Origin of the sequence: Georgenia phoenicis, assembly GCF_047302425.1 — a bacterium.
Taxonomy (GTDB): domain Bacteria; phylum Actinomycetota; class Actinomycetes; order Actinomycetales; family Actinomycetaceae; genus Oceanitalea.
In genome coordinates, this window is the sequence record NZ_CP154855.1 from 856951 (window position 1) to 878290 (window position 21340).

Below are 21340 nucleotides of genomic sequence, written 5' to 3' on the forward strand. Positions count from 1 at the left end.
CGCCCAGCCGCCGGAAGCCCTCCCGCGCGCCGACAGCCGGATCCTCCGTCCGCCACTCTCGCGCCGACAGGTGGTTCCCGACGATGCAGCGACGCGTGCCGGTCAGCCCACCAGCCGTGGGACCGCGGTGACGACGTCGAAGGGGTCGCTCGTCGCCACCGTGACGGGCCGGCCGGTCACCGGCAGCCACGGGCCCGCTCCCTCGACGCGGAAGGAGGCGTCCCACTCCGTGCTCAGGGTGACCCGCGCCTCGCCGGCCGCGCGGTAGGTGTGGGAGACGGTGTGGTCGGGCCAGGGCGCACCGGGGTCCGTGCCGACCACCGGGTCACTACCCTCGCCGAAGTCCCAGGTGTACCGGACCGGTACGACGCGCAGCTCCACGTCGCGGCCGAGCAGCTGCGTCGTCAGCACGTGCTCCGCGGCGTCGGTGAACACGACCGTCTCGGCGTTGACGAGGACCCATGACTGGTTCGGCTGCACCACGATGCTGCCGGAGTCCACGAGGAGGGACTCGACGTCCTCGCGGGTCACGACGAGAGGCGGCGCCGGGGGCGCTTCCGCCGCGGTGTCCTGCTCACCCTCGGGCACCCACACGAGCCCGCCGCTCACCTCATCGACACAGACCCAGCCCACGTGCTCGTCGCCGCCCAGGTTCCGAGTTCGGGGAGTGCAGTCCTTCAGCGTCGAGCCTCCGCCCTCGCCACCCGCTGGGGTCGACATCGAGCCGCCGGTCGACACTGCGCGACCGGGCCGTCGCGTGTCCTCGAGGCGACCGAAGAGGCCAACGGCATTGGCGGGTACCTGGACGTCGGCCCGCCACGTGAGTACTGGTGGCGGCGAGGGAGAGGGTGCGGGCACGGGTACCGCGAGAGTGAGGAGGACCAGGATGGCCGTTGCTCCGGTGATCATTGCTCATCCTTCTCGGCCAGGGCGCCCCGGACGAGCCACTGGTCATCTGCTCGTAGGACGGCCACGAAGTAGGAGCCGGGTCCGCCGGTTGTGCTCGACGCGACGGTGCCGTCGTCACTGAGCAAGCGCGACGGTTCCTCCGCGCCCACGAGCTCGACTCGAAAGTGCTCGAACTCGTCGTCCGGTGGACTTGCGAAGACCTCGTCGACGGTGAAGGCACCACCAGTCCCGCGGCCGCCCTCGGCGAAGACCTCGGTGACGTCGTCGGAAGTGCTCCGGCAGAACTCGCACTCCGGGTGCGACATCTCCTCCCACTCCTCCAGGTCACCCGTCGCGTACACGTAGGGGTAGAGGGCGAGGAAGTACTCGGCGGCGGCCTTGGCGCCCTCGATGTCGTCGCGCTCCATGGCCGCCGGTCGCGTGGGCTCGGGCCACGGCGTCGGCTCGAGCGCTGGGGCGGGCGTACTCGCCGAGGTGGTCGAGGTGGGTGCGGTGCTCGACGGGCCCGGATCCGCCTCGTCGCTGCAGCCGGCGAGCAGGAGCAGCCCCGCGCAGAGCACGGTCACGAGACGACGGACGCGGGACAACCTCAGCGCACCCGTGCGGGTACCACCCCTGAGCTGTTCGTCCGGCAGGTGCATCGTCGACCCCCATCACTGCTGCACAACCTAGGGGCCAGCGGCGTAGAAGTCAGCCCCTCGCGCCCTCCTGTGGACAGCCCCGCACGCGCGAGGCGGTCCGTGGCCGTTACGCTGGCCCCCATGTGCGGAATCGTGGGAGCAGTGTCCGTCTCGACCGCCGGCACCCCGCCCGCCGACGTCGTCCTCGACGGGCTCGCCCGTCTCGAGTACCGCGGCTACGACTCCGCCGGGATCGCCGCCGTCGCCGACGGCGGACTGGCGGTGCGGAAGAAGGCCGGCAAGCTCCAGGGGCTTCTCGACGAGCTCGAGCGCGAGCCGCTGCCCGCCACCCGCGCGGCGATCGGTCACACCCGCTGGGCCACCCACGGCGCCCCCACCGACGAGAACGCCCACCCGCACCTGTCGGGGGACGGGCGCCTGGCGCTCATCCACAACGGCATCATCGAGAACTTCGCCGCGCTGCGCAGCGAGCTCCTCGCCGACGGCGCCACCTTCGCCTCGCAGACCGACACCGAGGTCGTCGCGCACCTCCTCGGGCGCACCTACGCCGGCGACCTCACCGCCGCGATGCTCGAGGTGACCAAGCGTCTCGAGGGGGCGTTCACCCTTCTCGCCGTCCACGCCGACCACCCCGGCACGATCGTCGCCGCCCGCCGCAACTCCCCGCTCGTCATCGGCCTGGGCGACGGCGCGAACTACCTCGGCTCCGATGTCGCCGCCTTCGTCTCGCAGACCAAGTCCGCACTCGAGGTCGACCAGGACCAGGTCGTCACCATCACGGGCGACTCCGTCAGCGTCGTCGACGCCGCGGGCCAGCCGGTGGAGCCGCGCGCCTTCACGGTCGAGTGGGACGCGGCGGCCGCCGTCAAGGGCGGCTACGACTCCTTCATGGACAAGGAGATCCACGACCAGCCGCAGGCGGTCGCGGACACGCTGCTCGGCCGCACCGACGAGCTCGGCCGGCTCAAGCTCGACGAGCTGCGCATCGACGAGACGATCCTGCGCAGCATCGACAAGATCATCGTCGTCGCCTGCGGCACGGCCGCCTACGCCGGGCACGTGGCGAAGTACGCCGTCGAGCACTGGTGCCGCATCCCCGTCGAGGTCGAGCTCGCCCACGAGTTCCGCTACCGCGACCCGGTCGTCAACGAGAAGACCCTCGTCGTCGCCATCTCCCAGTCGGGGGAGACGATGGACACGATCATGGCGGTGCGCCACGCCCGCGAGCAGGGCTCGAAGGTGCTCGCCGTCGTCAACACCTACGGCTCGACGATCGCCCGCGAGTCCGACGCCGTGCTCTACACGCACGCCGGCCCCGAGGTCGCCGTCGCCTCGACCAAGGCCTTCATCGCCCAGATCACCGCGACCTACCTCCTCGGGCTCTACCTCGCCCAGCTGCGCGGCAACAAGTACATCGACGAGGTCGCCGACTACCTCACCGAGCTCGGCCGCATCCCGGGGAAGATCGAGGAGGTCCTCGCCCGCCAGGACGAGGTCCGCGACGTCGCCCGGGCGATGAAGGACACGACCTCGGTGCTCTTCCTCGGCCGCCACGTCGGCTTCCCGGTGGCGCTCGAGGGTGCGCTCAAGCTCAAGGAGCTCGCCTACATCCACGCCGAGGGCTTCGCCGCGGGCGAGCTCAAGCACGGGCCGATCGCGCTCATCGAGGAGGGCCAGCCGGTCTTCGTCGTCGTGCCCACCCCGCGCCGGCCCACCCTGCACGCCAAGGTCATCTCCAACATCCAGGAGATCCGGGCCCGCGGTGCGCGCACCCTCGTCATCGCCGAGGACGGCGACGACGACGTCACCCCCTTCGCCGACGTCGTCTTCCGCTACCCCCCGACGCCGACGCTCATGACCCCGCTCGTCTCGGTCGTCCCCCTGCAGATCTTCGCCGGCGAGCTCGCCAAGGCCAAGGGCTACGACATCGACCAGCCCCGCAACCTCGCGAAGTCCGTCACCGTCGAGTGAGCATCGTCGGGGTGGGGATCGACGTCGTCGACGTCGAGCGCTTCATGCTCTCCCTCGAGCGCACGCCGCGCCTGCGCGAGAAGCTCTTCACACCCGAGGAGCGGGAGCTGCCGCCCGCCTCGCTCGCGGCGCGCTTCGCGGCCAAGGAGGCGATCGCCAAGGCGCTCGGCGCGCCGGGCGGGATGTCGTGGCAGGACTGCACGGTCGAGCGGGTGGTCGGCGGGGCGCCCGTCGTGCACGTGCGCGGCTCCGTGCTGGCCCGCGCGGACGCACTGGGCATCCGCACCTGGCACCTGTCGATCTCGCACGACGCCGGCATCGCCTCGGCCATGGTCGTCGCCGAGAGCTGACCCGAACGCCCCCGGAGAATCCGGCTGTCGGCGGTGGTGGGGCGGGGAGGGCCGGAAGAATCCGGCTGTCGGCGACACAATGGGGGCATGATCCGTGCGTACGAGGCCGAGGCCGTCAGGGCGGCGGAGGCGCCGCTGCTCGCCGCCACCGCGCCCGACGAGCTGATGAAGCAGGCCGCCTTCGCCGTCGCCACCGAGGTCCTGCGTGAGCTGCGCCGGCTGGGGGCGCGCCGCAGCGGGAGCACGGTGCTCCTCCTCGTCGGCGGGGGCAACAACGGCGGCGACGCCCTGTACGCCGGCGGCTACCTCGCCCGGCGCGGGCTGCAGGTCGCCGCCGCGCTGTGCACCGACCGCCCCCACGAGCGTGCCCTGGCCGCCGCCCGCCGCGCCGGCGTGCGCGTCCACGCCGTCCTCGACGGCGCGACCCCGCGCTGGGAGCAGCTCGCGGCGCTCGCGGACCGCTCCGGCGTGTGGGTCGACGGTCTCACCGGCATCGGCGCCCGCGGCGGCCTGCGCGAGCCGCTCGCCGGGATCGTCACCGCGCTCGAGGAGCGTCGCGCCCTCATGCCCGACGAGCCGACCGTCGTCGCCGTCGACGTGCCCTCCGGCATCGGGGTCGACGACGGCACCGTCGCCGGCCCCGTCCTGCGCGCCGATGTCACCGTCACCATGGGGGTACCCAAGCCCGGCCTCCTCCTGCAGCCCGCGGAGGCGCTCGCCGGGCGGGTCGCCGTCGTCGACATCGGCCTCGGCCCCCACCTGGGCGAGCCGGCCGTGCGGCGCCTCACGGCCGCCGACGTCGCCGACCTGCTCCCCGCACCGGTCGCCACCGACCACAAGTACACCCGCGGCGTCCTTGGCCTCGTCGCCGGCTCGACGAGCTACCCCGGCGCCGCGGTCCTCGCCTCCGCCGGGGCGCTGCGCACCGGGCTCGGCATGGTGCGCTACCTCGGCCCCGATGCCGTCGCCCGGCTCGTCCACGAGCGCTTCCCCGAGGTGGTCGTGGGCGGCGGCCGGGTCCAGGCCTGGACCCTGGGCAGCGGCATCGACCCCGACGACGCCGCCCGCGCCGACGAGGTGCGCGACGCCCTCCAGCGGGCGCTCGCCGACGGCGTCCCCGCCGTGCTCGACGCCGGCGCCCTCGCCCTGGCACCCGAGCGGCTCCCCGCGAACACCGTCCTCACCCCGCACGCCGGGGAGCTCGCCCGCCTGCTGACCATGCGCGGGCAGGAGACGGACCGGGCGCAGGTCGAGGCCGCGCCCCTCGAGCTCGCGCGCCGCGCGGCCACTCTCACCGGCGCCGTCGTCCTCCTCAAGGGGCCGACGACGATCGTCGCGGCACCCGGCGGCGCTGTCCTCAGTCAGGCGGACGGCACGCCGTGGCTCGCCACCGCCGGAACCGGCGACGTCCTTTCCGGCGTGCTCGGGGCCCTCCTCGCCCTGCGCGGGGAGGACCTCACCGCCGAGCGCGACCCCGGCGGCACGCACACCGCCGAGCTCGCCGCCGCGGCCGCCCTCGTCCACGGCCGCGCAGGGGCCGCCGCCGGCGGCCCGCTCACCGCGCTCCAGGTGGCCGACGCGGTGACCGCCGTCGTCGCGGGCCTGCTCCGCTGACGCCCGCGGCACCGTGGCAGACTCGAGCACTGTGAGCTACTACCCGGCACGGGCGGTCGTCGACCATGCCGCCATCCGCGCGAACGTCGAACGGCTGCGCGCCGTCGCGGGCCGCGCGGAGGTCATGGCCGTCGTCAAGGCCGACGCCTACGGCCACGGGATCGTGCCGGTCTCCCGCTCGGCGCTCGCCGCCGGGGCCACCTGGCTCGGCGTCGCCCAGCTCGGCGAGGCCCTCGAGCTGCGTGCCGCGGGCGTCGACGCGCCCCTGCTCACCTGGCTCTACGGGCCCGGGGCGCCGCTCGCCGAGGCCGTCACCGCCCGCCTCGACCTCTCGGCGTCCGCGCCGTGGGCGCTGGAGGAGCTCGCCGCGGCCGCGCTTTGCACCGGCCGGGCCGCCCGCGTGCACCTCAAGGCCGACACCGGCATGGGCCGCGGCGGCGCCCGGCCCGAGGCGTGGGAGGAGCTCGTCGACCACGCGGCCCGTCTCGCGGCGGAGGGGACCGTCGACGTCGTCGGGGTGTGGTCGCACCTGGCGCGGGGTGACGAGCCGGACCAGCCGACGACCGCCGCGCAGCTCGCGGCCTTCCGCGACGCCGTCGCCGTGGCCGAGCGCGCCGGGCTGCGCCCCGCCGTCCGCCACCTCGCCGCCTCCTCCGGCACCCTGTTCCACCCCGACACCCACCTCGACCTCGTGCGCCCGGGACTCGCGCTCTACGGGCTCTCACCCGCCCCGGACGTCGCGAACGCCGTCGCCCTCGGGCTGCACGCCGCGCTGCGCCTGGAGGCGGAGGTCATTCACGTCAAGGACGTCCCCGCCGGGACGCCCGTCGGGTACGGACATACCTACACGACGCCGTCGCCGGGGCGGCTCGCGCTGCTGCCCCTGGGCTACGGTGACGGGATCCCGCGGCACGCCGGCAACGCCGGACCGGTCCGCGTCGGCCGCCACCACACCCGGGTGGCCGGGCGGGTGAGCATGGACCAGGTGGTCGTCGACCTCGGGCCTGACGGCGGGGACGTGTCGGTCGGGGACGTCGCCGTGCTCCTCGGCGACGCCCGCGACGGCGTCCCGACGGCGCAGGACTGGGCCGACGCGACCGGCACCATCAGCTACGAGATCGTCACCCGGCTCGGCAGCCGCATCCCCCGCACCCACGTCTCGCAGGAGGAGACCCCATGAGCACCTGGCAGCCCGCCGACCCCGAGGCCACCCGCGAGCTCGGACGCCGGCTGGCCGGCGTCCTGCGGGCCGGGGACCTCGTCGTCCTCACCGGGGACCTCGGCGCCGGCAAGACGACGCTCACGCAGGGCATCGGCGCCGGCCTCGGCGTGCGCGGCCAGGTGGCCTCGCCGACCTTCATCATCGCCCGCGCCCACCCGAGCCTGGGGGCGGGGCCGGACCTCGTCCACGTCGACGCCTACCGCCTCCAGTCCCTCGCGGAGGTCGACGCGCTCGACCTCGACAGCTCCCTGGAGGACTCCGTCACCGTCGTCGAGTGGGGCGAGGGCCTGGTCGAGGGCCTCGCCGAGGACCGCCTCGAGATCATGGTCGCCCGCCCCCGCGGCGGGCTCAGCGCGGACGACGAGGTCGCCGACGCCGGCGCGCGCAGCGTGACGATCCGGGCCCACGGGCCGCGGTGGGAGGGCGTCGACCTCGCCGCCGCGCTCGGGCAGCCGGCCGACGCCGCCGGGGCCGGTCGGTGAGCAGCCGCCGGCTCGCCGGGGTGCTCCTGGCGGCCGTCCTCCTGCTCCACCCGGCGGCCGCGGCCGCGGCAACGCCCGAGCCGACGCCGAGCGGGCCGTCCACCGGTGTGCCCGCCGAGGTCTCCGCGTGGTTCGCCGCGCAGGGCGAGGAGGCCGCCGCGGAGCTCGGCGCGCCGGAGGACCTCACGCTCGGCCCGCCGCGTCGCGTGGCCACGTGGAACGAGGACTACGTCTCGGGGGAGGCACCCGACGTGCCTGCCGAGCCGCTCGAGGAGTGGGTGGCACCCGTCGTGCGGCAGTCGGGGGAAACGCCCGAGCCGCTCGGCGTGGTCCGCGCCGGGGCCGAGGACGGTCCGCTGAGTCTCCTCGACGTCGTCGAGGAGACCGAGCTCGCCGGCGCCCTCCAGGCCGTGCCCGCCGGGACCGTCCTCATCCGCGACGACACGGTCGAGGGCTGGTTCGGCCTGCTCGAGAACGAGGTGTGGCCGCTCACCGAGGGAGCCCGGACGGTCCTCCAGGGCGCCCTGCCCGCCGAAGTCTTCCAGCAGTTCCTCGCCGCGTGGCGGGGGGAGGCGCCGCCCACGTCCGAGCCGAGCCGTACCGAGGACGAGGACGCCCCGCTGTCCCCGCTCATCCCCATCGGTGTCATCGTCCTCGCCGGCGTGGGCGTGGCGATCCTCCTCCTGCGCCAGTACCGCCAGGCCGACTCCCGCATCGCTGCCGACGTCCACGCCGGGATGGCACCCCCGCCCGACGACGTCGAGGTCACCGAGGAGCCCGGCCCGGAGCGGCCCGGCGAGTGAGGGCCGCCGCGACCGGACTACCCTGGTCGCGTGCGAACCCTGTGCATCGACACCTCCGCCGGCAGCGCCGTGGCCCTCCACGACGACGACGCCGGTGTGCTGGCCCGCGCCCGCAGCGCCGACCACCGCGGCCACGCCGAGCGGCTGGCCGCCCTCGTGACCGAGGTGCTCACGACCGCCGGCGCGTCCGACGTCGGAAGGGTCGCGGTGGGCACCGGCCCGGCGCCGTACACCGGCCTGAGGGTCGGTCTCGTCACCGCCCTGACCTTCGGCCGGGCGCGCGGCATCCCGGTTTACGGCGTCAGCAGCCTCGACGTCCTCGCCCGGCAGGTGCTCGACCTGCACCCCGGCGCCACCGCCCTCGTCCTCGGCGACGCCCGCCGCAAGGAGGTCTACTCCGCCCGGTACCGCGCGCTCGGCGCCGACGACGTCGAGACCCTCTCGGGCCCGCGCGTGGGCCCGGCTGCCGAGCTGGCCGAGGACCCGCTGGACGCGGCGGTCGACCAGGGCCCCGTCGTCGTCGCCGGCCCCGGTGCGCTGCTCTACGCCGACGTCCTGCCGCCCACGCCCGGCACGCCCGACGAGGTCGACGCCGCCGTGCTGGCCCGGATCGTGCGCGCCCGCCTGGCACGGGCGGAGGCCGGCGAGAAGGTCGCGCTCGGCACCGAGCCGCTGTACCTGCGCCGCCCCGACGTCACCCCGGCGGCGGCGCGCAAGCGCGCGTCGTGACCCTGCGGCCGCTGCGGGAGGACGACCTCGAGCGCGTCGTCGAGCTCGAGCACGAGCTCTTCGGCCGCGGCGCGTGGTCGTGGGCGACCTACCTCTCCGAGCTCGGCCAGCCGGGGCGCTACTACGTCGCGGCCGAGCGGGACGGCGTCGTCGTCGGCTACGCGGGGATCGCGCTCGGGGCGGACGCCGAGGTCATGACGGTGGGCGTCGCCGGGAGCCACCGCGGCCAGGGGATCGGCGCCGCGCTGCTCGCCGACCTGCTCGAGCAGGCGCGTGCGGCACGCTCCCGGCACGTCTTCCTCGAGGTGCGCGCGGGCAACGCGACGGCGCTGCGCCTCTACGAGCGCGCCGGCTTCGAGCCGATCGGCACCCGGCCGCGCTACTACGGCGACGAGGACGCCGTCGTCATGCGGCTCACCCTCCGCAGGGGCCAGGGCGACCTCGCCCCGTAGCCCTCAGAGGACGACGGCGGCGGTCGCGAAGTCGAGCCGGCCCGCACGCGGACGCACGGCGTCGGGCTCGTCGCTCGCGCCGTGCCCGACGTTGAGGACGGCCAGGGTGCGCCAGCCGGAGCCGGCGAAGAGCTCGGCGTCGAGGCCGGCGGCGTCCAGGCCGGTCATCGGACCCACCGCGAGGCCGGCCGCGCGCAGGCCGAGGATGAGGTAGCCGAGCTGGATGAGACCGTTCGTCCGGGCGAAGGTCTCGCGGAACTCCGGGTCGCCCGCCATCTTCTCCCGCGCCCCGGCGCGGTGGGGGGCGAGGACCTCGAGGTGCTCGTGGAAGGCCGGGTCGTAGGCCGCGACGATGCTCAGCGGCGCGGCCAGCGTCTTGGCCTTGTTGCCCTGGTTCATGTGAGCCACGAGGCGCTCGCGGGCGTCGGCCGACTCGACGACCGCCAGCCGCAGCGGCTGGCAGTTCATCGCCGTCGGGGCCCAGCGCACCGCCTCGTACACCTCACGCACGAGCGCGACGTCCACCGGCTCCGCGGTGAAGGTGTTGGTCGTGCGCGCGTCGTGGAAGAGGGCGCGGTGGAGCTCGGTGGCGGCAAGGACGTCGGTGCTCATGTCCACGGCAACCTCCAGCGGCCGGGGAACCATCCGGCGGCGCCCTGTGAGGTCGGCCACAGGTGTTGCCGGGCGGCGGGCGCACTACCCTGTGGGGGTGAGTGAACCCCTGGTCCTCGGCATCGAGACGAGCTGCGACGAGACCGGCTTCGCCCTCGTGCGGGGCCGCGAGCTGCTGGCCGACGTCACCGCCTCCTCCATGGACGAGCACGCCCGCTTCGGCGGCATCGTCCCGGAGGTTGCCAGCCGCGCCCACCTCGAGGCCTTCGTCCCCACGCTCGACGCCGCGCTCGACGCCGCGGGCTGCCGCCTCGAGGACGTCGACGCCGTCGCCGTCACCGCCGGGCCCGGTCTCGTCGGCTCCCTCACGGTGGGTCTGGCAGCCGCGAAGTCCTTGGCGCTGGCGCTGGAGCGGCCGCTGTACGGCGTCAACCACGTCATCGGGCACATCGCCGTCGACGAGCTCGTCCACGGCGCCTTCCCCGAGCACTTCGTCGGGCTCGTCGTCTCCGGCGGCCACACCAGCCTGCTCGAGGTGCGCGACATCGCGACCGACGTCGTCGAGCTCGGCCAGACCCTCGACGACGCGGCCGGTGAGGCCTTCGACAAGGTCGGCCGCCTCCTCGGGCTGCCCTACCCCGGCGGCCCGCACGTCGACCGCCTCTCCCAGCAGGGGGACCGCGCCGCGATCCGCTTCCCGCGCGGCCTGTCCAAGGGCAAGGACCTGGCCCGCCACCCCTACGACTTCTCCTTCTCCGGCCTCAAGACCGCCGTCGCCCGGTACGTCGAGGGCGTCGAGGACGCGGGTGAGGAGCTGCCCGCCGCCGACGTCGCCGCTTCCTTCTCCGAGGCGGTCGCCGACGTCCTCGTCACCAAGACCCTCGCGGCCTGCGAGCGCACGGGCACCCGGACCGTCGTCATCGGCGGCGGCTTCTCGGCGAACTCGCGGCTGCGCGAGCTGGCCGCCGAGCGCGGTGCGGAGCAGGGGATCGAGGTGCGCATCCCGCCGATCCGCTACTGCACCGACAACGGCGCGATGATCGCGGCCCTGGGCTCGGCGATGCTCCGCTCCGGCGTCGCGCCCTCCGCCGTCGACATCCCCGTCGACTCGGGCATGCCCCTCACCACCGTCCGCGCCTGACCGCGGCGCTTGCGTCGCACCTTCCGCCCCTTCCGGGGGGCGGGAAAGGGCGACGCAAGCGTTGGGTGCCGTGGACCGACGCCCTAGAGCGGGCGGCCCGCCTTCATCTCCGCCACGAGCGAGGCGACGACGGCGTCGAGGTCGCCGTCGTGGCGGCGCGCGACCCGGCGCTGGCGCTGGTAGGAGGCGCCCTTGGTGAGGATCGTGCGGATGCCGTCGAGCTCGGGCAGGCAGTCGAGGCGCTCGGCGACCGGCTCGAGCCGAGGGAGCAGGTCGGTCACCGCCTCGCTGACGAGCTGCTCGTTGCCGGCGGCGTCGAGGATGACGATGGCGTCCATGCCGTAGCGCGCCGAGCGCCACTTGTTCTCCTGGAGGAACCACTGCGGCATCCGCGGCAGCTCCTCGCCGTCGTCGAGCATCGTCGAGAAGTGCTCGACGAGGCAGTGGACGAGCGCGGCCAGCGCGAGGACCTCGCTGAGGTTGGAGGCGCCGTCGAAGACGCGCAGCTCGAGGGTGCCCAGGTGCGGCGCGGGGCGGATGTCCCACCGGATCTCGTTGAGGTGGTCGATGACGCCGGTGTGGAGCATGTCCCGGGCGTAGGCCTCGAGCTCGTGCCACTCGTCGAAGACCTGCGGCAGCCCCGCGGTGGGCAGCTGCTGGAACAGCAGCGCCCGGTTGGAGGCGTAGCCGGTGTCGCGCCCCGCCCAGAAGGGGGAGGAGGAGGCGAGGGACTGGAGGTGGGGCAGGTAGCACAGCAGCGCGCGCAGGATCGGCAGCACCTTGCGCCGGTCCTCGATGCCGACGTGCACGTGGACGCCGTAGATGACCATCTGCCGGCCCCACCACTGGGTGCGGTCGATGAGCGTCGCGTAGCGCTCCTTGTTCGTCACCCGCTGGATGTCGTAGCGCGCGAAGGGGTGGGTGCCCGCGCACATGAGGTCCACGCGCAGCGGCTCGAGCACCTGCCGCAGCTCCCCGATGGTGCGCTCGAGGTCGGCACCCGCCGCGCGTACCGTCGTCGCGACACCGGAGACGACCTCGATGGTGTTGAGCAGCAGCTCGGGGTGGATGTGGGGGTGCGAGTCGGCGCCGGGAGGCGTGACGGCGTCGAGCACGGTCTCGGCCACCTGGCGCAGGTCACCGGAGTCGACGTCGACGAGGGCGAGCTCCCACTCGATCCCCACCGTCGATCGCGCCGACGGGGCGAAGTCGATCTCCATGGTGGACATGATGCCGTCCGGCGGCCCGGCGCGCCCCGCGTCCGCTACGCGCCGACCGGCTCGACGACGACGACGCTCTGCCGGCCCGCGACCCGGGTGAGGACGATCGTCGCCGCGTTGGGGCCGCTCGGCGAGAGCTGGCGGCGCAGCTGTCCCGGCTCGACGGCGGTGCCGCGCTTCTTGATCGTCACGGTCCCCACCTGCCGGTCCCGCAGGTAGGCGCGCAGCGTCTTGAGCGCGAAGGGGAAGGAGTCGAGGACCCGGTAGGCGGTGAGGAAGGGCGTGTGGACCAGCCGCGGGCCGGTGAGGTAGGCGATCGAGTCGGCGACCAGCCCGGCGCCCACCTCCTCCCCGGCGAGGGCGACGAGGCCCGCCCGGATGACCGCGCCGTCGGGCTCGTAGAGGTAGTGGTCCAAGGGCTGGACCTGCCCGGCGCGGACGGGGGCGTCGGCGGCGTCGACCTCCGACGCGAGGCGGTGCGCCTGGCCCTCCCTGTCCAGGACGAGGGCGCTGCGCCCGGGGCCCTCGGGAGCGAGGGGCCCGAACCACAGGCCGGCCTCGACGACCTCGCCGGCGACGCTCACCCACTGGGCGTGCGCGTCGGCGGGCAGCCCCGTGTGGGGGATGCCGGGTGCCACCTTGAGCCCGAGGGCCGGCACCCGCCCGCGGAGGGCGAGGACGTCGTCGAGGGAGGGGGAGTAGGCGCTCGGGTCGAAGATGCGCCGCCCGCCGCGGGTGCGCCGGGCGGGGTCGGCGAAGACGGCGTCGACGCCGTCGAGGTCGGTGGCGAGCGCGTCGCCGTGGACGACGGTGACCTCCGGGAAGTGGCGCAGGTTGACGGTCGCGACCGCGGCGGTGAGCTCGTCGAGCTCGACGGCGAGCACGGGGATGCCCAGCGCCCCCATGGCCATCGCGTCCCCGCCGATCCCGCAGCCGAGGTCCGCCACGAGGGTGGAGCCCGCAGCGGCGAAGCGTGCGGCGTGGTGGGCCGCGACGGGCAGCCGGGTGGACTGCTCGAGGCCCGCCTGGGTGAAGAGCATCCCGTCGGCGAACTCGCCGAACTTCGCGCGGCCCTTCGCCCGCAGCCGCGACTGGGTCATCGCGGACGCCACGAGCTCGGGGTCCAGGCCCCGCTCGCGCAGTGCGGTCGACAGGGTGAGCGCGGTGGTCTCGTCGTAGGGCGGGAGCTGGCCGAGCAGGGCCCAGCCCTCGGGGGAGAGCAGCTTGCTCAGCGCACTGGCGTCCACCCGACGATCGTAGGCGCCGACGCGTTGGCACTCGCCTTGACCGAGTGCTAACCCGGGCATAGATTTGGCGGTGCGGTGGCTCCAGGGCCCCGCGCCTGCACCAGAACCAGGGCCGACCCCCGCGACGGCGGCCCACCGGGGACGGTGCGACCTGACCTTGTTCCGTTACTCACCTAAGCGAAGGGGAGGTCCGCAGTGTCGGTCTCCATCAAGCCCCTCGAGGACCGCATCGTCGTGCAGACCCTCGAGGCCGAGCAGACCACCGCGTCTGGCCTCGTCATCCCGGACACCGCCCAGGAGAAGCCCCAGGAGGGCTCCGTCGTCGCCGTCGGCCCCGGCCGCGTCGACGACAAGGGCAACCGCGTCCCCGTGGACGTGGCCGTGGGTGACGTCGTCATCTACAGCAAGTACGGCGGCACCGAGGTGAAGTACGCCGGAGAGGAGTACCTCATCCTCTCCGCGCGCGACGTCCTCGCCGTCGTCGAGAAGTGACGTCCTCCTAGACGCACAGCGAAGGGCCCCGGTCGATCGACCGGGGCCCTTCGTCGTACGACGGTGGCGTCAGCTCGCGCGACGCAGGGGGGTGGTGAGGATCTGCTGGCGCTCGTCCTCGGACAGGCCGCCCCACACGCCGTAGGGCTCGCGGACCTTGAGAGCGTGCTCGCGGCACTGCTGGATGACGGGGCACTCGGCGCACACGGCCTTGGCCGCCTCGTCGCGACGACGGCGCGTGCCACCCCGCTCGCCCTCGGGGTGGAAGAAGAGGTTGGGGTCGGCCTCGCGGCACTTGCCCTGGTACTGCCACTCCCACAGGTCCATCACGGGGCCGGGAAGCCTGCTGAGCTCTGCCATCGTCGTACTCCTTCACATCCGTGGTGTGCGACTTCGGTGCCGCGGGGCCAATGACGTTGAACCTAGCAAGCGATGCACTACTTGTTCAAGCCCCTTCCGGAAGTAGTTCATGAAACGCTCCGCGAACGGGCGCCAACCGCGTCATGAACGGCGCAACGGCGCGAGATCGCGCTGCTCGGGCGCGGCGGACTCGCTGGCGCACTCTCGGGGGTGCAGAATCGAGGCCGACGAAGGAGGGCTGGTGGCTCGAGGAACCCACGGGGATTCCCGGATGGAGGCCGCGCCTCTGACGGTGGCCGCCGTGGCGCGAACCCTGGGCGTGGCAGCGTCGACCCTGCGCACCTGGGACCGGCGCTACGGCCTGGGGCCGTCCGCGCACCAGGCGGGCAGCCACCGCCGCTACACGCCCGAGGACGTCGCCCGCCTCCAGACGATGCGGCGCCTGACCCTGCGGGGCGTCGCGCCCGTGGACGCGGCCCGCATCGCCACCGAGTCCGGTTCGGGCGAGCCCAGCGGCCACGAGCAGCCCGGGCCCGAGGAGGACAACGACGACGAGTCGCTGTCCCTCGACCCGCTCACCCTCGCCGCCGCCGCCGTCGAGCCGGACCTCGGCCGCGTCCACCGGATGCTTCACCGCGCCAGCCGTGAGGCCGGTGTCGTCGCCATGTGGACCGACCTCGTGCGTCCCGCGGCCGAGATGATCGACCAGGGCCGCCACCGGCTGGCCGAGCGGCCCGGCAGCGACCCCCACGGCGTCATCCAGCTGGGACTCATGCAGGCGATCCGCGCACTCGCCGTCAGCGGGCCCGCCCCGGTGCGCATCCTCGCCGCCGGGGTCGACCGCGTGCGTGCGCACGTCATCGCCGGGGGCCTCGCCGAGGCCGGCGTCGGGGCGCTCGTCGTCCCCGCCGAGCACCTGCCCCCGGACGGGCAGCTCACCTGGCTGCCCGACGGCGAGGCGACCGTGCTCGCCGTCGTCGGCAACCCGCCGCGGGCGGAGGAGACGGTCGTCCAGGCCTCCCAGCGCGGCGACGTCGACGTCTTCCTCCTCGGTGACGAGAGCCCCTCGCTGTGGATGCGGCACGTCCACCGGGTGCGCACCGCGGCCGCGGCGGTGGCGGAGATCGCCGCCGTCGTCCGTGACTGAGGCCATCTCCACCTCCGCCGGTCCACCCACGTAGGATCAGGGGCGTGAGTGACTCCCACGCGACAGATCCGTTCGGCTTCACCGGCCTCACCTACGACGACGTCCTCCTGCTGCCCGGACCGACCGACGTCATCCCCTCCGAGGTGGACACGACGGCGCGGCTGACCAAGGAGATCTCCCTGCGCGTGCCGCTGCTCTCGGCCGCCATGGACACCGTGACCGAGTCCCGCATGGCGATCGCCATGGCCCGCCAGGGCGGCATCGGGATCCTCCACCGCAACCTGTCCATCGAGGCGCAGGCCCAGCAGGTGCAGACCGTCAAGCGCTCGGAGTCGGGGATGATCACCGACCCCGTGACGGTCGGGCCGGAGGCCACCCTGGCCGAGCTCGACGCGCTGTGCGCGCGCTACCGCGTCTCCGGGCTGCCGGTCGTCGACGAGCGCGGCGTGCTGCTCGGCATCATCACCAACCGCGACACCGCCTTCATCGACAGGTCCGAGTTCGAGGGCCGCCTCGTGCGCGACGTCATGACTCCCATGCCGCTGGTCACCGGCCCCGTCGGCATCAGCCGCGACGACGCCGCGGGGCTGCTCGCGCAGCACAAGATCGAGAAGCTGCCCCTCGTGGACGCCGACGGCGTGCTCCAGGGTCTCATCACCGTCAAGGACTTCGTCAAGTCCGAGCAGTACCCGCTGGCCACCAAGGACGCCGAGGGGCGCCTGCGCGTGGGCGCGGCGATCGGCTTCTTCGGCGACGCCTGGGAGCGGGCCACCGCCCTCGTCGACGCCGGTGTGGACGTCCTCGTCGCGGACACCGCCAACGGCCACGCCCGGCTGCTGCTCGAGATGGTCACCCGCCTGAAGAAGGACCCGGCCACCAGCCACGTCCAGGTCATCGGCGGCAACGTCGCCACCCGCGAGGGCGCGCAGGCGCTCGTCGACGCCGGTGCGGACGCCGTCAAGGTCGGCGTCGGCCCGGGCTCGATCTGCACCACCCGCGTCGTCGCCGGTGTCGGCGTCCCGCAGGTCAGCGCGATCCACCTCGCCGCCCAGGCGTGCAAGCCGGCCGGTGTCCCGGTCATCGGCGACGGCGGCCTGCAGTACTCCGGCGACATCGCCAAGGCGCTCGTCGCCGGCGCGGACACCGTCATGCTCGGCTCGCTCCTCGCGGGCTGCGACGAGAGCCCCGGCGACCTCGTCTTCGTCAACGGCAAGCAGTACAAGCACTACCGCGGCATGGGCTCCCTCGGGGCGATGGCCTCCCGCGGGCGGGTGTCCTACTCCAAGGACCGCTACTTCCAGGCCGACGTCGACACCGACGACAAGATCGTGCCCGAGGGCATCGAGGGTCAGGTGCCCTACCGCGGCCCGCTGTCCGCGGTGGCCTACCAGCTCATCGGCGGGCTGCACCAGTCGATGTTCTACGTCGGTGCGCACAACCTCGTCGAGCTCGCGGAGAAGGGCAAGTTCGTGCGGATCACCTCCGCCGGGCTCAAGGAGTCCCACCCCCACGACGTCCAGCTGACGGTCGAGGCGCCGAACTACACCCGCTGAGGCTCGGATGTCGGTGCCCTCTGGCACAGTGAGGGACATGGACGACGGCGCAGCCCCGGGAGCCGTGAGCGACTGGGCACGCGGGCCGGTGCTCGGCTTCGACACCGAGACCACCGGCGTGGACGTGCGCGAGGACCGGATCGTCACCGCGGCCCTCGTCCGGCGCGATGCCGCCGGCACCCGGCAGCGGACCTGGCTCATCGACCCCGGGGTCGAGATCCCCACCGTCGCCAGCGACATCCACGGCATCACCACCGCGCACGCGCGCGCCAAGGGTGCCGCCCCGCGCGTGGCGCTGGCGGAGATCGCCGGGGAGCTCGTCGACGCCTTCCGCTCCGGGGTCCCGGTCGTCGCGTACAACGCGAGCTACGACCTCACGCTGCTCGACCACGAGCTCGTCCGGTGGGGGCTGCCCACGCTGGCCGAGCGCCTGGGCCGGGCGCCCGGCCCCGTGCTCGACCCCCTCGTCATCGACCGCGCGCTCGACCGGGAGCGGCCCGGCGCCCGCAGGCTCGTCGACCTGTGCGAGCACTACCGGGTCGAGGCGCTGGCCCGGCTGCACACCGCCGAGGTCGACGTCGCCGCCACCCTCGAGGTGCTCGACTGCCTGGTCCGCGCCTTCCCCGAGCTGCCCGCCCGCGGCCTCGCCGAGCTGCACGAGTGGCAGCGCGACTGCTACCGGGAGTGGGCGGCGGAGCTCACCGCGTGGCGCGCCGAGAACGGGCGCACCGGCCCCGGCCCGGAGCTCGAGTGGCTCCCCGCCCTCCTCCCCGTGGCCTGAGCGCCCTCCGCCCCGCCCCTCCCGCCGACAGCTCACTTGTCGCCGACAGCTCACTTACCGCCGAGAGCGCACTTACCGCCGAGAGTGCACTTACCGCCGAGAGTGCACTTACCGCCGACGCCGCAGGTGTCGCGGCGCGCTTGTCGCTACCCGGCCGCCAGCCGCTCCCGCAGGGCGGCCAGCTGCTCGCTGAGCTCGGGCGGGAGCCGGTCGCCGAACTGGGCGAAGTACTCCTCTGTCTGGGCGGCCTCGTCCTCCCACGCGGCGCGGTCGACGGCGAAGAGCTCGGCGAGGTCGGCGTCGTCAATCTCCAGCCCGTCGAGGGGGAGGTCGCCGGCCTCCGGGACGCGACCGGTGACGCCGTCCTCGGCGCCGACGTTGCCCGCGACCCGCTCGGTGATCCACGCGACGACCCTCGAGTTCTCCCCGAAGCCGGGCCACAGGAAGCGGCCGTCCTGCCCCTTGCGGAACCAGTTCACCTGGAAGATCCGCGGTGCGCCGTCGCCGAGGCGCTCGCCCATCCGCAGCCAGTGCGTCCAGTAGTCGGCCATGTTGTAGCCGCAGAAGGGCAGCATGGCGAAGGGGTCGCGGCGCAGCGCCCCGACCGTGCCCTCGGCCGCGGCCGTCTGCTCGGAGGAGACGGTGGCGCCCATGAACACCCCGTGCTCCCAGTCGTAGGCCTCGGCGACGAGCGGCACGTTCGTCGCCCGGCGCCCGCCGAAGAGGATCGCGTCGACGGGCACGCCGTCGAGGTCCTCCCACTCGGGGGCGATGGACGGCGCCTGGTCGGCCCGGACGGTGAAGCGGGAGTTCGGGTGGGCGGCGGGACGGCCGCTGTCCGGCGTCCAGTCCTGGCCCTGCCAGTCGACCAGGTGGGCGGGCGGCTCGTCGGTGAGCCCCTCCCACCACACGTCGCCGTCGTCCGTGAGGGCGACGTTGGTGAAGACGACGTCGCGGCCCAGCGCGGCGACCGCCGTCGGGTTCGTCGACTCCCCGGTCCCGGGGGCGACGCCGAAGAAGCCGGCCTCCGGGTTGATGGCACGCAGGCGGCCGTCGGGGCCCGGGCGCATCCAGGCGATGTCGTCACCGATCGTCTCGGCCTTCCACCCGGGAAGCGTCGGCTGGAGCATGGCGAGGTTCGTCTTGCCGCAGGCCGAGGGGAACGCGGCGGCGAGGTGGCGCACCTCGCCGCGCGGGCTGGTCACCTTGAGCAGGAGCATGTGCTCGGCGAGCCAGCCCTCGTCGCGGCCCATGACCGAGGCGATGCGCAGCGCGTAGCACTTCTTGCCGAGCAGGGCGTTGCCGCCGTAACCCGAGCCGTAGGACCAGATCTCCCGGGTCTCGGGGAAGTGGCAGATGTACTTCGTGTCGTTGCACGGCCACGCGACGTCCGCGCGGGGGGCGCCGTCGTCGTCGACGAGCGGGAAGCCGACGGAGTGCACCGCGGGGACCCACTCGGCCCCCTGCTGGATCTGGGCGAGCGCGTCCGCGCCCATGCGTGTCATCACCCGCATGGAGACGACGACGTAGGGCGAGTCGGTGACCTCGACGCCGAGCTGGGAGATCGGTCCGCCGACCGGACCCATGGAGAAGGGCACGACGTACATCGTGCGGCCGCGCATCGAGCCGGCGAAGACGCCGCGGAGCTCCGCGCGCATGGCGCCGGGCTCGGCCCAGTTGTTCGTCGGGCCGGCGTCCTCCTCGCGCTCGGAGCAGATGAAGGTGCGGGACTCGACACGCGCGACGTCCGACGGTGCGGAGCGGGCGAGGAAGCTGTTCGGCCGCTTCTCCGGGTTGAGGGCGATGAAGGTCCCCGCGGCGACGAGCTCGGCGGTGAGCCGGGCGTACTCCTCCTGCGAGCCGTCGCAGACGTAGATGCTCTCCGGCTGGGTCAGCTCGGCGACCTCCTGGACCCACTCGAGCAGGCGCGGCGACTCGACGGTCAGGCCGTGCATGACGGGTGTGGCGGTGGCGGTGGTCATCGGTCTCCTCCGTGTGGTCCGGGGCACCGGCGGTGCCCTCGTTCTTCCACGATCCGACTCCTCGGCGCCTGGTTCCACCCTGGTCGGGAGGTAAAAACGGCAGAAGTTTCGCTATGGTCAACCCATGACGACCGCCGACCCGCTCGTCCTGGGGCGTCGCATCCGCCACGCCCGGGTCCGCGCCGGCCTCACACTGCGCGAGCTGGCCGCCACGACCGGCTCGACGACGAGCCAGCTGTCCCTCGTGGAGAACGGGCGCAGGGAGCCACGCCTCTCGCTCCTCACCGCCCTGGCGGCAGCCCTGGACGTCACGGTCTCCGACCTCCTGGCCCCCGAGCCGCCGCCCGACAGGCGCGCCGAGCTCGAGATCGCCCTCGAGCGGGCGCAGCGCTCACCGCTCTTCGCCTCGCTCGGCGTGCCGCCGGTGCGGCCCGGGCGGCGGCTGCCGATGGACGCGCTGGAGTCGCTCGTCGCGCTGCACCGGGAGGTGGAGCGGCGGGCGCAGGCGGTCATCGCGACCCCGCTCGAGGCGCGGCGCATCAACACCGAGCAGCGCCTGGAGATGCAGCGGCGCGGCAACCACCTGCCGCAGATCGAGGAGATCGCCGAGGAGTCCGTCCGGGCCGCGGGCTACACGGGCGGCGCACTGACCCACCACCAGGTGGCGCGGATGGCGGAGCGGCTCGGCTTCCAGATCATCCACGTCGACGACCTCCCGCACTCCACGCGCACGGTCACCGACCTGCGCAACGGGCGCATCTACCTGCCCCCGGCGTCGATCCCGGGCGGCTACGGGCTGCGCTCGCTCGCCCTGCAGGCGATGGCGCACCGGCTCTTCGGCCACGAGCGCCCCGCCGACTACGGCGACTTCCTGCGCCAGCGCCAGGAGATCGCCTACTTCACCGCGTGCTGCCTCATGCCCCGCTTCGCCGCGCTCGCGCACCTGGAGGCGAAGAAGAAGGACCGCGACATCGCGATGGAGGACTTCCGCGACTCCTTCGGCGTCACCCACCACTCCGCCGCGCAGCGCTTCACCAACCTCGCCACGGCCTACTTCGACATCCCGGTGCACTTCATCCGGGCGGGCAGCGACGGCGCCCTCTACCGGGGCTACGAGAACGACGGCGTCCCGCTCCCGACCGACGCGACCGGCGCCATCGAGGGGCAGCCGCTGTGCCGCAGCTGGGCGGCCCGCTCGGCCTTCGAGCGGCGCAACCGCACCACCGAGTACGCCCAGTACACCGACACGCCGGCCGGCACGTACTGGTGCAGCACGCAGACCGGGACCGGGCGCGACACCGAGTTCTCCATCACCCTCGGGGTGCCCTTCGCCCACGCCAAGTGGTTCCGCGGGCGCGAGACCACCCGGCGGGCCGCCTCGACGTGCCCCGACGAGGCCTGCTGCCGGCGGCCCGCCCCGGAGCTCGCCGAGCGCTGGCGCGACCACTCCTGGCCGAGCGCCAAGATGCACGCCCACGTCCTCAGCCCCCTGCCCTCGGGCTCCTTCCCGGGCGTGGACGACACCGAGGTCTTCGAGTTCCTCGAGTCCCACGCCGCCGAGCACGACTGACGCCCGGCGGTAACTCAGCTGTCGGCGGTAAGTGTGCTGTCGGCGAAAGGGGGGTGGGGGAG

General features: G+C 74.0%; 21 protein-coding genes. 14 read left to right on the top strand and 7 right to left on the bottom strand.

From position 1 onward, the window contains the following. Positions 1 to 102: 102 nt before the first annotated feature. On the bottom strand, positions 103 to 633 hold the full coding sequence (locus AA0005_RS04280) for a PKD domain-containing protein (protein ID WP_413452173.1): 531 nt from the start codon (positions 631 to 633) through the stop codon (positions 103 to 105). A gap of 272 nt (positions 634 to 905) precedes the next feature. Continuing rightward, a complete protein-coding gene (locus tag AA0005_RS04285; protein WP_413452174.1) occupies positions 906 to 1475 on the bottom strand; it encodes a DUF6318 family protein in 570 nt (189 codons plus the stop codon). 195 nt (positions 1476 to 1670) lie between these two features. Here AA0005_RS04285 and glmS point away from each other — a divergent pair, with 195 nt between their 5' ends. The 8 genes from glmS to rimI all read left to right on the top strand — a co-directional run bounded on the left by glmS (position 1671) and on the right by rimI (position 9173). Next, positions 1671 to 3521, top strand: a complete 1851-nt coding sequence (gene glmS / locus AA0005_RS04290) for a glutamine--fructose-6-phosphate transaminase (isomerizing) (RefSeq protein WP_413452175.1) — start codon at positions 1671 to 1673, stop codon at positions 3519 to 3521. Beyond that, positions 3518 to 3871, top strand: coding sequence for a holo-ACP synthase (locus tag AA0005_RS04295; RefSeq protein ID WP_413452176.1), 354 nt, complete (start codon positions 3518 to 3520; stop codon positions 3869 to 3871). Before glmS ends, AA0005_RS04295 begins: the two co-directional genes overlap by 4 nt. 87 nt (positions 3872 to 3958) lie before the next feature. Further along, positions 3959 to 5485 (top strand): NAD(P)H-hydrate epimerase, encoded by a 1527-nt coding sequence (locus AA0005_RS04300; RefSeq protein WP_413452177.1) that lies wholly within the window; start codon positions 3959 to 3961, stop codon positions 5483 to 5485. A 31-nt stretch (positions 5486 to 5516) separates the two neighbouring features. Then, positions 5517 to 6665 (top strand): alanine racemase, encoded by a 1149-nt coding sequence (gene alr, locus AA0005_RS04305; RefSeq protein ID WP_413452178.1) that lies wholly within the window; start codon positions 5517 to 5519, stop codon positions 6663 to 6665. Then, positions 6662 to 7189, top strand: coding sequence for a tRNA (adenosine(37)-N6)-threonylcarbamoyltransferase complex ATPase subunit type 1 TsaE (gene tsaE / locus AA0005_RS04310; RefSeq protein ID WP_413452179.1), 528 nt, complete (start codon positions 6662 to 6664; stop codon positions 7187 to 7189). Before alr ends, tsaE begins: the two co-directional genes overlap by 4 nt. Continuing rightward, on the top strand, positions 7186 to 7992 hold the full coding sequence (locus tag AA0005_RS04315; RefSeq protein ID WP_413452180.1) for a hypothetical protein: 807 nt from the start codon (positions 7186 to 7188) through the stop codon (positions 7990 to 7992). Before tsaE ends, AA0005_RS04315 begins: the two co-directional genes overlap by 4 nt. 30 nt (positions 7993 to 8022) lie before the next feature. Continuing rightward, a complete protein-coding gene (tsaB, locus tag AA0005_RS04320) occupies positions 8023 to 8721 on the top strand; it encodes a tRNA (adenosine(37)-N6)-threonylcarbamoyltransferase complex dimerization subunit type 1 TsaB (protein WP_413452181.1) in 699 nt (232 codons plus the stop codon). Then, entirely contained in the window at positions 8718 to 9173 is a 456-nt protein-coding gene (rimI, locus tag AA0005_RS04325; RefSeq protein ID WP_413452182.1) for a ribosomal protein S18-alanine N-acetyltransferase, read from the top strand. The genes tsaB and rimI overlap by 4 nt, the downstream gene beginning before the upstream one ends. Positions 9174 to 9176: 3 nt before the next feature. Here rimI and AA0005_RS04330 read toward each other — a convergent pair whose 3' ends face one another. Beyond that, positions 9177 to 9785 carry a malonic semialdehyde reductase gene (locus AA0005_RS04330; protein WP_413452183.1) on the bottom strand — a complete coding sequence of 203 codons (609 nt, stop codon included), beginning with the start codon at positions 9783 to 9785 and terminating at the stop codon, positions 9177 to 9179. A 97-nt stretch (positions 9786 to 9882) separates the two neighbouring features. Here AA0005_RS04330 and tsaD point away from each other — a divergent pair, with 97 nt between their 5' ends. Further along, positions 9883 to 10926: a tRNA (adenosine(37)-N6)-threonylcarbamoyltransferase complex transferase subunit TsaD gene (gene tsaD / locus AA0005_RS04335; RefSeq protein ID WP_413452184.1), complete on the top strand. Its 1044-nt coding sequence runs from the start codon at positions 9883 to 9885 to the stop codon at positions 10924 to 10926. An 83-nt stretch (positions 10927 to 11009) separates the two neighbouring features. Here tsaD and AA0005_RS04340 read toward each other — a convergent pair whose 3' ends face one another. Next, positions 11010 to 12146 (bottom strand): glutamate--cysteine ligase, encoded by a 1137-nt coding sequence (locus tag AA0005_RS04340; RefSeq protein ID WP_413452185.1) that lies wholly within the window; start codon positions 12144 to 12146, stop codon positions 11010 to 11012. 44 nt (positions 12147 to 12190) lie between these two features. Then, a complete protein-coding gene (locus AA0005_RS04345) occupies positions 12191 to 13393 on the bottom strand; it encodes a THUMP-like domain-containing protein (RefSeq protein ID WP_413452186.1) in 1203 nt (400 codons plus the stop codon). 195 nt (positions 13394 to 13588) lie between these two features. On the opposite strand from AA0005_RS04345, the gene groES reads away from it, so the two are divergent. Further along, positions 13589 to 13885, top strand: a complete 297-nt coding sequence (groES, locus tag AA0005_RS04350) for a co-chaperone GroES (RefSeq protein ID WP_152187742.1) — start codon at positions 13589 to 13591, stop codon at positions 13883 to 13885. A 69-nt stretch (positions 13886 to 13954) separates the two neighbouring features. Here the strand turns inward: groES and AA0005_RS04355 are convergent, their stop codons facing one another. Further along, positions 13955 to 14245 (bottom strand): WhiB family transcriptional regulator, encoded by a 291-nt coding sequence (locus tag AA0005_RS04355; RefSeq protein ID WP_413452187.1) that lies wholly within the window; start codon positions 14243 to 14245, stop codon positions 13955 to 13957. Between the two features lie 301 nt (positions 14246 to 14546). Here AA0005_RS04355 and AA0005_RS04360 point away from each other — a divergent pair, with 301 nt between their 5' ends. Genes AA0005_RS04360 through AA0005_RS04370 form a run of 3 tightly spaced genes read left to right on the top strand, consistent with a single transcriptional unit; the run spans position 14547 to position 17726 of the window. Beyond that, the gene (locus tag AA0005_RS04360) at positions 14547 to 15392 is read left to right on the top strand and encodes a MerR family transcriptional regulator (RefSeq protein WP_413452188.1); all 846 of its coding nucleotides are present in this window, start codon (positions 14547 to 14549) and stop codon (positions 15390 to 15392) included. Positions 15393 to 15436: 44 nt separating this feature from the next. Continuing rightward, a complete protein-coding gene (guaB, locus tag AA0005_RS04365; protein WP_413452189.1) occupies positions 15437 to 16945 on the top strand; it encodes an IMP dehydrogenase in 1509 nt (502 codons plus the stop codon). Positions 16946 to 16982: 37 nt separating this feature from the next. After that, complete coding sequence (locus tag AA0005_RS04370; RefSeq protein WP_413452190.1) at positions 16983 to 17726, top strand: exonuclease domain-containing protein; 744 nt, start codon at positions 16983 to 16985, stop codon at positions 17724 to 17726. Positions 17727 to 17872: 146 nt separating this feature from the next. Here the strand turns inward: AA0005_RS04370 and AA0005_RS04375 are convergent, their stop codons facing one another. Further along, the gene (locus tag AA0005_RS04375) at positions 17873 to 19708 is read right to left on the bottom strand and encodes a phosphoenolpyruvate carboxykinase (GTP) (RefSeq protein ID WP_413452191.1); all 1836 of its coding nucleotides are present in this window, start codon (positions 19706 to 19708) and stop codon (positions 17873 to 17875) included. 124 nt (positions 19709 to 19832) lie between these two features. Between AA0005_RS04375 and AA0005_RS04380 the strand changes: the two genes are divergently transcribed. Beyond that, a complete protein-coding gene (locus tag AA0005_RS04380; RefSeq protein WP_413452192.1) occupies positions 19833 to 21278 on the top strand; it encodes a helix-turn-helix domain-containing protein in 1446 nt (481 codons plus the stop codon). The last annotated feature ends 62 nt before the right edge of the window (positions 21279 to 21340 follow it).